This is a genomic window from Enterococcus sp. DIV0756 (genome assembly GCF_051710745.1).
Taxonomy (GTDB): Bacteria; Bacillota; Bacilli; order Lactobacillales; family Enterococcaceae; genus Enterococcus_A.
In genome coordinates this window covers 44,845-57,006 of the sequence record NZ_JBIOLF010000002.1, presented here as the reverse complement: position 1 = coordinate 57,006, position 12,162 = coordinate 44,845, and the positions used below count along the sequence as shown (strand labels likewise).

Sequence of the window (12,162 nt, the reverse complement as noted above, 5' to 3'; positions counted from 1 at the left end):
CAGCAGCATGCCGGCAGGTTCTTCCTGTTTTATGAATTCATCATTAATTCTTCGTTTAACAACTCATCAATTGGAGTGTATTCCATACTCAGATCATTAGCTACTGGTTCAATCGTTAGCTTGCCGTTGTAGGTATTGACGCCACGGCGAAGAGCCAAATTGTTCTTCAAGATTTCTTCTAGCGGGTTATTCGCTAATAGATTTGCATAGGCCATTGTGCTATTGCTTAAAGCATAAGTCGCTGTTTGTGGAACGGCACCAGGCATGTTGGCTACTGCATAATGAACGACCCCTTCAGTCACGTAAGTAGGATCATCATGAGTGGTTACACGATCTTCTGTTTCAAAGATTCCCCCTTGGTCAATTGCCACATCGACGATCACTCCATGATCCGGCATTTGAGCGACCATTTCTTTAGTAACTAATGTCGGCGCCTTGTGTCCAGGAATCAATACTGCACCGATAACCAAATCAGCAGTCTTTAAGGCTTCTTGAATATTGTAGCTGTTAGACATCATGGTTTGTACACTGTTGCCGAAGATGATATCTAATTCTTTCAAACGAGGAACACTAACATCCAGTAAGGTTACATTGGCTCCTAAACCTACAGCTAATTTTGCGGCGTTCAAACCAACGACTCCGCCGCCGATCACTACAACGTTTCCGCGACGCACACCAGGAACGCCAGATAGCAGGATACCTTTCCCGCCGTTAACGCGTTCTAAATAATTTGCGCCGATTTGTGCGGCCATACGGCCTGCAATCTCGCTCATCGGAGCAAGCAATGGCAGGGTGTTATCTGCTGGTTGGACATTTTCATAAGCGATCGCATTGACACCGCTTTCGACTAACGCTTCAGTCAATGGTTTGTTTGCTGCTAAATGCAAATAGGTAAATAGTAGTAACCCTTTGCGGAAATAGTGATATTCTTCAGGTAGCGGTTCTTTGACCTTCATAACCATTTCGGCCGCCCAAACGTCTGCTGCATTGTCGATGATCGTCGCACCTGCTGCAACGTATTCTTCGTCGGTAATGGCCGAACCTTTTCCAGCATCTTTTTCAACTAATACTTGATGACCACGATTGGTTAAATCAAATACTCCAGATGGGGGAAGGGCAACACGGTTTTCATTGTTCTTGATTTCTTTAGGAATTCCTATAATCATTTGACACACTCCTTCTTAACTATTCGTATACGAAGTGGATTCGCTTACAAAAACAATTGTACAGGAATTTCGAACAATTTCAAATAAGAATTTGCAAAGTTTTTACGCTCATTGAACTATTATGACCGAATGAAATCCTTTACATTTTCTAATCTTTTATCGAAAGTCCTTAGCTAGCTCTTAACAATAAGGGAAGCCTGATAAAAAGTTATTATTTCTATAATAAGAAATAAAATATTTGCGAAAATAGAGTCTACTAGTGATAATAGAATAAGGAGATTAAGGAGCGAAGTCATTATGCCAGATAAACAACGTATTGATCAATTAAAAGAGCAGGTTAGCTTTTTAGAAGCTCGTCTGACTCGTTATGAAGAATTATTGAATGGTTCAATTTTAAAACGAATGGTGTTCGGTGGAGGGAGACGAGCAAAACTCAGTATTGCTGAAATCGTAATTAGCATCATTGTATTACTATACACAGCCTTCAAAATGGAGTTAACTGCTATCTCCGCAGTGATTATCGTTTTGGCATTAATCGTTATTCTATTTTCAGCGCTCCAACTAAATGTGTTGCGAAAAAAGAATGGAATCGATAAATATCAACGGATGATTAATAGTTTATCCGCGGAAAAAGCGTCAATGGAAAAGGAATTAGCACGGTTAGTTAACAAAAAAAATGGACTTGAGTAAGGATACTCAAGTCCATTTTTTTATGAAAGTGCGAGTTGGCTGTTTTTTTCACTGATTTGATCGACCAGCGTTTGAATCTTGTTAAGAGAATGAAGACTAGGGCAAAGTTCCACAGCAATGATCGGTGTTTGACAATCAGGAACATCGAAGGTGGAGGTACTGATAACAATATCATGTTCTTCAAAAACTTCTAAATAACTCTTATTATGTAATTTTGTGACGTTTATTTGATGAATCGTATAATTTCCTCGAAGTGAAAAGCGCAAAAGTTCTGTAAGTAAGCTTTCCTGCATCACTGAATCAGTTGAAACAACTAAAAGATTAACAGGTTGATCAGATTGCTTCATTCCGTTTAAACAACTAGGAATAGTAGCCACTATCTGATAAATATAGTTATCAATAAACTCACTCGATTTAAACAGATGATAGTTGTCAGTGAACTCTATGACGAGCTTGCGCAATTGGTAAACACAATGTGCATGAAAAGTTTCCAGCAGTCGCAAGCAGTCTTTTTTTCGGTCTTGAAGGACGCTGATCAATTCCTTTGTTTCTGCATGAAAGAGATGCTGATTGATTAAGATGGTTGCCAGCTGGTCCTTTTGTTGTTCCGTTAAGGGCTCAGTAAGCATTTGACTCAACTTTCCTGCCAGTTCATAGTGTGTTTCATAATGATAGGCTAACGAAAAATTACTTTTCAATGCTTTTTTCTTTTGTTTACTACCTAGTAAGAATAAATCAGAGTAAAGCAACCAAAAACTATCTTTCATAACATCTACGGAATAGAGAATCTCTAGTTCTTCTTGCAGGTAGGGAGCAAAATTATTGATAGCCTCTTGTTTAGGAGGCTTAATTGCGGTGGATCTTAATTTTCGTGAAGCAATATAGTGCCCTCTTGAGACGCGTACAAGACTGATAAAAAAAGTTAAAGACAGACGATTATACTGAGCCAGAGAGACAGAGAGTTCATTTTCCTCAATCATGGAACGCACAATTTCATCACCAAAATGAAAAAATTCCAAGCTAAAACGCGTGTTTTCACGAGCCAATTTTTTTTCAGTGTAGTACAAGAAAAGTAAATGGCGAATGGCCACTTCATCTCCTGTTAAGCGAAAGGGACGACGCTGGATAGACATCTTCCAGCGTCCTAAGGTTTTTTGTAATTTCGTCATAGCAGCTTGAACAGCTGTTAAGCTACAAAACAGTCTTTTTGATAGCTCAACTAAAGTTAAACATTCTTCAAATAAGATGACTTCTAACAATCTAAAAGCCAAGGAATTAGTGATTAGTGTAGAATAAAGAACATCGATTGTGGCGTTGTCCTTGAGTTCTAGTTGATACAGACTATTTTCACGTACTATTTTATAATAATCACTTTGGTTGTTAATGGTAGTAATATCACTTAAAAATGCAGGCGTCGTACATTTAGTAATTGCTGATAATTCTTCGCTTGAACGAGGATATTGTGAATAGTAGAGTGTCTCGACCAAATGTAATTGGCGTTGACTGTCTCGTTTAAGCAGACGGCGTAAGTTCATGGTGGAGTTCCTTTCTTAATGGAAGTGAATCAAATTGATTAATACATTGTTGAATCCGATCAAAATCTTTTGCTGTTGGAAAGGCATTGATGGCAATCAATGGACAGGCCGATACTAAACCGATCATCGTGACATTCGTAACGATCAGATCGTATTGACGAGTTAAGGCTGTCAATTGTTCTTGAATAATAAAGGGTGTTTCAAAATATTCATATTGAACAGAGCCTTTAATGAAATCAGGAAAAACGGAATGCCAAAACCGTTCATGAGTCGTGGAAGTATCCGACAGTAGCAGAACTTTGATAGGTCTGACTGAATCTACCAAACGCTGCAACAGATCATCAATCATGGTTATCAAATGACTAATATAAAGCGGCATAAATTCTTTCTGTTGTGAGGAAGCAATAAATTTAGTGACGACATTTTCAAGTTTTTTAATTTCGCGATAATATTTTTTGTCAATCAAATTTAGCATGGTTTTCTCTGTTTCCTGAAGTATTTCGATTGAGTGTTTCCTAGACAAATGGCAAAATAACTCATTTCCTAACAATCGAACCGTTTCATCTACTTCACTTTTTGATAAAGGGACAGTCAGTAAGTCGCTGACTGCTTCTAATAGTGAATAATGAGTATCGTAAAATTTTGCTAGATGCCGATTTTTCTTTTGAGCAAACAACTGCTGTTGCTGATTCAATATTAATTGATGCGAGAATAACGGCCATAGGCATTCTCTTAATTTACTATTTGTAAATACGATTGAGGTTTCTCGTTTGATTGCATGGGCTAAGGAATCTAGTTCTTTCACATCGGGAATGAGTAATCCACTAGCCTTGGAAAGGCTTTGCATGCTATGGCCTTTCTTTTGACGATAAAGCCCAATCAAAAAGCAGTGCATCAACTGAAAGTGAACAGTCATATTGTTTTTAATCTGATTTTCTTTCAAGATACGTCGAATGAGTTCGTCAACAGAATTTACCAGTCGTTGTGAAAATTCATAGTCAGCAAACCTCATACGAGATTCCTTAAAGAAAAGATAGTATAAGTGACGGATCGCACCTTCATCGCCTTCCATTTGCAATGGGCGGTGAGTGACGGTGATCCCCCATTTCGTTACTTCCTTCTTAATGCTTATTAAATAGCGCTGCATGTTTGAAAAACTACAATTCAATCGATCAGCAATCGGCTGAATTCTGTGACTTTTTTCAAAGAAAAGACTGTTAATGGCTTGGTACTCCAAGCTAGTCCGTAAAACGTAAGCATAAAAAACATCAATCGTTGCGTTAAAATCAAAATCAATCGTGTATAGTCCTTTAATTTTAGTAATTCTAAATGGCAAGTTTTCTCCATTAAGAAATTTTATATCCGTGATTAATATCGGTAGTGAGCAATTCAAAAGCTCCAACAATTGTTCAGATGATAAGAAATCTTTTGCATAATATAACTCTTCAACTAACTGTAAACGACGAATTGTTTCTTTTTTCATTAAACTTCTCAAATTCATATTAAAACCCCTTGGATATTTTTTTATTTAATATAATCTCAAAAAACTTGTTAAAACAAGCGTGGGAGTCCTAATTATTTGTTATTTGCGTTATTTAACAAATTATCAATATAGAATATTATAATTTAGAATACCAATTTAGTAAGGAAAAACACAAATAATTTAAAAAAACTTCGAATAATTTTTTTAATTTTTAATTTCTAATAAATAAAAAAAGAAAAATCTAAAAAAGGAGAAAAAGGAGTGTTAACTGTTGCCTTTCCCCGCAAGAACGAATAGAATTATCTTTGGAATACATTAAAAAGATAGTGGAGGCTATACATTATGATCAATAAACAAAGTTTAGTTGAACAAGTAGCAGAAAAAACTGGATTGACCAAAAAGGACGCAACAGCAGCTGTAGACGCTTTATTTGACGGCATTCAATCTTCATTGAAAGACGGCGAGAAGGTTCAAGTAATCGGCTTTGGTAACTTTGAAGTACGTGAACGTGCAGCACGTAAAGGCCGTAACCCTCAAACAGGTGAAGAAATTACCATTGCAGCTAGCAAATCACCTGCTTTTAAAGCTGGTAAACAATTAAAAGACGCTGTAAAATAGTTAATGAACGCCCGCTCATATGAGTGGGCTTTTTTTGTTTGTCGTACGAAAACTATAAAAAAAGTGTAAAAAAAAGTTTGTGAATTGAAAATTTCTTGTGTCTTTTGGCGAAAAAGAGTATATCTTAAAACAGTAAAAAAGTTGGAGGAGTCACATGTTTAATTTTCTACCACATTCGATTCTGCAAATGGGCACGATTTTCCTGTCGATCATCATCGAAGCGATTCCTTTTGTTTTATTAGGATGTCTTATTTCCGGTGCCTTACAAGTTTTCTTAACACCTGAACGGGTACAGAGGATTTTGCCTAAAAATAAATTTTTAGCGATTCTAGTGGGTTCCTTCTTAGGATTCTTTTTTCCTTCTTGTGAATGTGGGATTGTGCCAATTGTCACGCAATTTATACGAAAGGGAGTCCCAGAACACACCGCGTTTGCTTTTATGGTAACCGCACCGATTATTAATCCGATCGTCCTGTTCTCGACGTATATCGCTTTTGGAAATAGCACGCACTTTGCGTTGTTGAGGGCTCTTGGCAGCTTTGTTGTTGCGTTAATTGTCGGATCGTGGATTGCTTACCTTAATCACTCACCGATTCTTAAAATGGAATTAACCGAGCAATTAGACCATCAACATGAAACAAAAATAAAGAAAAGTATTAAAAATGATAGTTGGTCAGTATTAGTTCACGGAATTGATGAATTCTTTGATACGGGAAGATACCTCATTATTGGCGCTTTGATTGCCAGCGGTATGCAAGTGTTTTTACCCACACAATTTATGCTGCAACTAACCTCATCAAAAATTGTCGGTATTCTAGTAATGCTGTTACTAGCCTTTACCATGTCCCTTTGTTCTGAGGCTGACGCTTTTGTTGGTTCGTCTTTATTGAGTCTATTTGGTATGAATGCGGTCGTCGCCTTTCTCGTTTTTGGTCCAATGGTGGACATTAAAAATTTAATGATGATGAAGCGCAGTTTCCACGGTAAGTTTATTTTACAGCTGATTGTTTTGATTAGTGTGATTGTAACGATCTATGCGCTAGTAATATAGGAGGAAGACGAATGATACGCTTTTTAATTTTATCTGGCTACTTTGAGTTAATGATGTATTTGCAGGTTTCCGGCAGATTGGATCAATATATCAATGTTCATTATCGGTATCTCATTTTCCTGACGATGGCGTTATCACTACTACTTGCTTTAGTTCAGTTGAAAATTTGGGCTGACGGCGGGAAAAAGGGCAGTCATGATCATGACCACGACCAGCATCATGACCATGATCATGGCTTGACGAAGCCGTACCAACGAGGGATTGCCTATGTCTTACTTGTTTTGCCTTTAGTAGTGGGTACGTTGTTTCCAACGATCAGTTTGGACACAACGATCGTTGAGGCAAAGGGATTTAGCTTTCCAGTCAGTAAAGAATCAGTGGGAGATCCCGAGATGAATACACAGTATCTTAAGCCTGATACGAGTATCTACTATAACCAGAGTGACTATAACGAACAAATGACGAAGCTGATGAAGAAATATGAGACCGATCAAAAGTTAACAGTTACAGATGAAAATTATTTAGAAGTGATGGAATTAATCTATAATTATCCGAATTCTTTTGTTGGGAAAAAGATTTCTTTTACAGGCTTTGTTTATGAAGCTAATAAAGAAAATCAGAAATACGATTTTCTATTCCGCTTCGGAATCATTCACTGCGTAGCCGATTCTGGTGTATTTGGTCTCATGGCGAAGCTACCTGACCTTTTAATGGTTAAAAATAATCAATGGCTTCATGTTGAAGGAACCATCACATTGGATTTCTTTGAACCCTTTGACCGTCAAATACCATCAGTAGAAGTCAACGATGTGCAAACGGTGAGCTCCCCTAAAAATCAATATGTCTATCGAGCGTTTTAATTCGAGAAATCAGACTGTAGTTGACATCTAAATTTTAGATGTTCACTACAGTTTTTTTATATAAAGTAGTTCAGATTGGGGAAAAAGGTGCATTTGAAAATTTCTAGCGGTTCAAGATAGTTTCCGAAATGCTGCAAATTTCTAGTATAATAAAAAGAAAAAGTAGAAGGAACGCTAATGACAAATAAAATATTTCTTGTAGAAGATGATTCAACGATTGTTTCTGTAATCCAGCAACACCTAACTCAGTGGGGTCTAGTTTGTGAAGTGGCTACGGATTTTCAACATGTTTTTGAGGAATACCAAATTGCACAGCCAGATTTAGTCATTTTGGATATCTCACTTCCATACTTTAATGGTTTCTATTGGTGTCAAGAGATTCGTAAGGTCTCAGAAGTACCGATTATTTTTCTTTCTTCTGCTAAGGATCAGATGAATCAGGTAATGGCTCTGAATATGGGCGCAGATGAATTTATTGAAAAGCCGTTTGAGTTGACCATTCTATTGGCAAAAATTCAAGCGATGTTGAGACGTAGCTATAAATACGGTCAACAGTTGACCTATTCCTTTGGGGAGTATCAATTCAAGCCAGCGATCAATCAGATCCAATCACCGAAAGACCATCTACCATTGACCCCAAATGAATCTCGAATTTTAAGTGTGCTATTTGCTACGCGGGGGCAAATTGTGCCGAGAGAGCAAATTATTGAGACACTTTGGCAAAGTGACGATTTTATCGACAATAATACCTTAGCAGTCAATTTGACACGCTTACGTAAAAAGCTAAAGGATTTTGGAATTGATAGTTTAATTCAAACAGTCAAAAATAAAGGGTATTTAATTGAGGAAAAACAATGAGACGTCTAGGCAGCTTTCTTTATGAACGTCGGATGATTTACGGAATGTCCATGCTATTTTGGGGGATAATTTTTCTGACCTTCTATCTTTACGAGCTAAGTCTCGCACCGTTTTGGGACGGTTTCTTATTTACAGTATTTGCTTTAACTGTATATTCAATCATTGCTTACTATCGCTATTTTAGGAAACAGCAGCAGTTAGAACTATTAGCAACGAAGGATTTACAGTTAAATAGTCTAGTTTTTCTGCCTAAAGCAGAAACCTTGCCTGAAAAGACATATCAAGCAGTTCTGCGAATGGTTTTAGAAGCTAAAAACCAGCAGCAGGAGGCTTTACAGCAGAATCAAAAAGAAATGCTGGATGATTTTGGATTGTGGTTGCATCAGATTAAGACACCGGTAGCCGCCTTAGATCTTCTGATTCAATCCGGTCAGCTGGATTCTCGCACAATGAAAAATGAACTTTTTAAAATCAATGAATATTTGCAAATGATCTTAAACTATATGCGGCAAAATTTAGAGCAGTCAGATTTGGTTTTTCAGCAGCTCTCGATCGAGAAAATCATTAAAACAGTAGTAAAGAAATACGCGACTTTTTTCTCTCAAAAAAACCTAAGCCTACAGCTTAAGAACTTAACTGGAACAGTGTATTCAGATCAGAAATGGTTGATTTTTATTTTAGAGCAGGTCATTTTTAACGCAATCAAGTATTCAGAAAATGCAGCAATCACTATTTCCTTTGAGAACAATCGATTGATGATTCAAGACGGCGGAATGGGAATTCGATCAGAGGATTTGCCGCGAGTTTTTGAGAAGGGCTATACCGGCATGAACGGTCGGGAACAACAAAGAGCGAGTGGTCTAGGGCTCTATCTTAGTCAGCAGGCTGCGAACAGACTAGGTTGTCGTTTATATCTTGAATCACAGATAAAAAAAGGAACAACGGTGACCATCGTTTTTCCTGAAGAAATAGCAGCATTTGAATAAATCCAAACTTTCATAAATGTAAGTTTGGATTTATTTTCGTAAGTGGTGTTTCCACAGGCAAGATCCTATGATGGAATAGAGGGCTAACCGATTAATAATAGTGTTAGCTCAATTACCCTTTCAAAGGAACTAGGAGGAACGTATAATGAATGAACTTTTAAAAGTGGAAAATATTAAGAAGATCTATCAAACCCAGTTTAAGGGAATGCCTGTTGAAGCCTTGAGAAAAATTGATCTGTCCGTTGACAAGGGTGACTATGTCGCAATCATGGGAGAGTCGGGATCAGGGAAAAGTACGCTATTGAACTTAATCGCAACCTTGGATAAGCCATCTTCAGGGACTATTTTATTAGACGGAATGGACTTAAATACGATCAAGGAGAAAAATGCGGCCGCTTTTCGCCGCGACCATCTAGGCTTTGTTTTTCAAGATTTTAACTTGTTAGACACATTCTCAGTTAAAGATAACATTCTATTGCCGTTAGTTTTGTCTCGCATGCCCGTCAAGCAATTGATGGGAGAATTAAAACCAGTTGTTAAAGCTTTAGGTATTGAAAAATTATTAGAAAAATATCCTTATGAACTTTCAGGCGGACAAAAACAGCGAGTAGCCGTAGCACGGGCAATTATCACTAATCCAGATTTACTGTTGGCGGATGAGCCAACGGGGGCCTTGGACTCAAAAACTTCTGAGCAGCTGCTAAAGATATTTCAACGCTTGAATGATAATGGGCAAACAATTCTAATGGTGACCCACAGCTCAATCGCAGCTAGTCACGCGAAGCGAGTTCTTTTTATCAAGGATGGTCAAGTCTATCACCAGCTGTACCGGGGGAATAAGGACAATTATGAATTTTTAGAAACGATTAATGAAACATTGACTGCCTTGCTATCAAAGGAGGTGTAGCAGATGTTTTATGCAAAATTAGCTGCTACAAATTTACGTAAGAACCATCGTGGTTATTTGCCTTTCCTAATTTCGATGCTGTTTTTAGTCGCCATCAACACGATAACTCAGATGATCGTAAATAACGAGGGGATGGATTCATTACCTAGCAGCGCATCTGCCAGAGCAATGTTTGGGTTAGGCCACATTGTCATTATGATCTTTACAATAATTTTTTCCTTCTATACGAATAGTTTTCTATTGAAACAACGAAAAAAAGAATTAGGTTTATACAATATCTTAGGCTTAGGGAAACGTGAATTGTATTTGTTAATGATTTGGGAGTCGTTGTGTAGCTTTCTTGTTGTAATTATTACTGGTTTGATTACCGGGATCGTGCTATCGAAGTTTTCCTTTTTAGTGTTACATCGTTTGATCGGGGTGGGAGATGATTTTGTTTTTAAACCAATGCCAATTAGTTTAGTCTTTGTCTCCCTTTTATTCGCAGGAATTTTCTTTCTGCTCTTTTTAATTAATTGTTGGCAGATCAAACGAACGAACCCTATTACTCTTTTACATGGAAGTAAGAAAGGAGAGCAGGAGCCGAAAGCTCGCTGGGTGATTGCTATTTTAGGATTGGTGTGTCTAGGGGCGGGGTATGGCATTGCGGTGACTATTAAATCACCAATAGATGCCTTATCATTGTTTTTTGTGGCGATCGTATTGGTGATTCTAGGAACGTACAGCTTGTTCATTACAGGAAGCATCGCCTTGTTGAAGCTTCTTAAGAAAAATCAACGCTTCTATTATACAACGAATCATTTTATTTCTGTTTCTAGTATGATGTACCGAATGAAGCAGAATGCGGCAGGTTTAGCTAGTATATGTATTCTCTCGACCATGGTTTTGGTTACAGTAGCGACCACTGCGAGTCTCTTTTTCGGTTCCAAAGATGTACAGGCGACACGCTATCCAAGAGAGGTATTGACCTCAACAAAACTTCAGCCTGATAAAGTAGAAGCGATCATCCATTCGGTGAGCACTGAGAAACAGGCGACAGTCACGGATAGCGTCTATTTAAAATCAACCCAAAGCTTTCTTTTTGAACCGAAAAATGGCTCTTATCAGCTGTTAGATCTAAACTATTTTTACGAATCTTCTTCCTCAGAGTTTGCGACAATGCGCATGATGACAGCAGAGGAATATCAAAAACATACACAAATTGCGCCTAAGTTGGGGGAGAATGAAATTTATTTTTATCCAGTCAGCGGTAAATATGAACGAAAAACGATCGAGTTTCAAGGACAAACGTTTAAGATAAAAAAAGTAATCAATGACTTTCCAGGTATTAAGCAACAAGAAGATATCGCAGATGCCTTTATCGTGGTCGTGTCGAATCAATCTGTCATTGATAAATGTTTAAAACAATGGTACCCAAAGGACTCTGATAAGACGCGCACCACTCCAGAGTACAATTTTATGTTCAATTTTAAGCTTGATGGAGAAAAGAAACGGCTAGATTTTGTCCAATCATTGAGGCAGCAACTACAGCAGCAGCTAGGAGAGGGACAATATACGTTTGATGATGAAGAAACCTTTGTAAAAGAGAATCAAGTGTTTACTGGAGGATTCTTTTTCATGGGAATTATTTTTGGTGCAACCTTTATTTTGGCAACAGCCCTGATTATTTACTATAAACAAATTTCTGAAGGGGTGGATGATCGAGAGCGCTTCGAAATTTTACAAAAGGTTGGAATGAGTCATCACGAAGTCAGAAAAGTGATTCGCAGCCAAATTATGATGGTCTTTTCTTTTCCATTAGTAGTGGCAGTGATTCATTTAAGCTTTGCTTTTCCATTAATTCGGAAGTTGCTCATTTTATTTGGTTTGGTAAATTGGCAATTGTTCTTGTTAGTCTGTGGAATTGTCACCATTATTTTCGCGATTCTTTATTTTGTGGTTTACCGATTGACAGCTCGTAGTTATTATCAATTGGTTGAACGAAGAAGTTAAAAGAAACAGCACTGGC

Annotated in this window: 11 protein-coding genes; 8 read left to right on the top strand and 3 right to left on the bottom strand. The window is 37.6% G+C overall.

Annotated elements, in window-relative coordinates; translation table 11 throughout:
- Positions 1-29: 29 nt before the first annotated feature.
- Positions 30-1,166: an alanine dehydrogenase gene (ald, locus tag IGI44_RS16635; protein ID WP_438789060.1), complete on the bottom strand. Its 1,137-nt coding sequence runs from the start codon at positions 1,164-1,166 to the stop codon at positions 30-32.
- A 297-nt stretch (positions 1,167-1,463) separates the two neighbouring features.
- Here ald and IGI44_RS16630 point away from each other — a divergent pair, with 297 nt between their 5' ends.
- Positions 1,464-1,856 (top strand): hypothetical protein, encoded by a 393-nt coding sequence (locus tag IGI44_RS16630; protein WP_438789059.1) that lies wholly within the window; start codon positions 1,464-1,466, stop codon positions 1,854-1,856.
- A 20-nt stretch (positions 1,857-1,876) separates the two neighbouring features.
- Here IGI44_RS16630 and IGI44_RS16625 read toward each other — a convergent pair whose 3' ends face one another.
- Positions 1,877-3,391: a helix-turn-helix domain-containing protein gene (locus IGI44_RS16625; RefSeq protein WP_438789058.1), complete on the bottom strand. Its 1,515-nt coding sequence runs from the start codon at positions 3,389-3,391 to the stop codon at positions 1,877-1,879.
- Positions 3,369-4,892, bottom strand: a complete 1,524-nt coding sequence (locus IGI44_RS16620; protein ID WP_438789057.1) for a helix-turn-helix domain-containing protein — start codon at positions 4,890-4,892, stop codon at positions 3,369-3,371. The genes IGI44_RS16625 and IGI44_RS16620 overlap by 23 nt, the downstream gene beginning before the upstream one ends.
- Positions 4,893-5,216: 324 nt before the next feature.
- On the opposite strand from IGI44_RS16620, the gene IGI44_RS16615 reads away from it, so the two are divergent.
- The 7 genes from IGI44_RS16615 (at position 5,217) to IGI44_RS16585 (ending at position 12,146) form a co-directional block, all read left to right on the top strand.
- Positions 5,217-5,492 carry an HU family DNA-binding protein gene (locus IGI44_RS16615; protein WP_316401541.1) on the top strand — a complete coding sequence of 92 codons (276 nt, stop codon included), beginning with the start codon at positions 5,217-5,219 and terminating at the stop codon, positions 5,490-5,492.
- A gap of 154 nt (positions 5,493-5,646) precedes the next feature.
- Positions 5,647-6,543 (top strand): permease, encoded by an 897-nt coding sequence (locus tag IGI44_RS16610; RefSeq protein WP_438789056.1) that lies wholly within the window; start codon positions 5,647-5,649, stop codon positions 6,541-6,543.
- 11 nt (positions 6,544-6,554) lie between these two features.
- A complete protein-coding gene (locus IGI44_RS16605) occupies positions 6,555-7,403 on the top strand; it encodes a TIGR03943 family putative permease subunit (protein ID WP_438789055.1) in 849 nt (282 codons plus the stop codon).
- A 177-nt stretch (positions 7,404-7,580) separates the two neighbouring features.
- Positions 7,581-8,261 carry a response regulator transcription factor gene (locus tag IGI44_RS16600; RefSeq protein ID WP_438789054.1) on the top strand — a complete coding sequence of 227 codons (681 nt, stop codon included), beginning with the start codon at positions 7,581-7,583 and terminating at the stop codon, positions 8,259-8,261.
- Positions 8,258-9,247: a sensor histidine kinase gene (locus tag IGI44_RS16595; protein ID WP_438789053.1), complete on the top strand. Its 990-nt coding sequence runs from the start codon at positions 8,258-8,260 to the stop codon at positions 9,245-9,247. The genes IGI44_RS16600 and IGI44_RS16595 overlap by 4 nt, the downstream gene beginning before the upstream one ends.
- Before the next feature lie 145 nt (positions 9,248-9,392).
- Complete coding sequence (locus tag IGI44_RS16590) at positions 9,393-10,154, top strand: ABC transporter ATP-binding protein (protein ID WP_438789052.1); 762 nt, start codon at positions 9,393-9,395, stop codon at positions 10,152-10,154.
- A 3-nt stretch (positions 10,155-10,157) separates the two neighbouring features.
- Positions 10,158-12,146, top strand: coding sequence for an FtsX-like permease family protein (locus tag IGI44_RS16585; RefSeq protein WP_438789051.1), 1,989 nt, complete (start codon positions 10,158-10,160; stop codon positions 12,144-12,146).
- Positions 12,147-12,162: the final 16 nt, after the last annotated feature.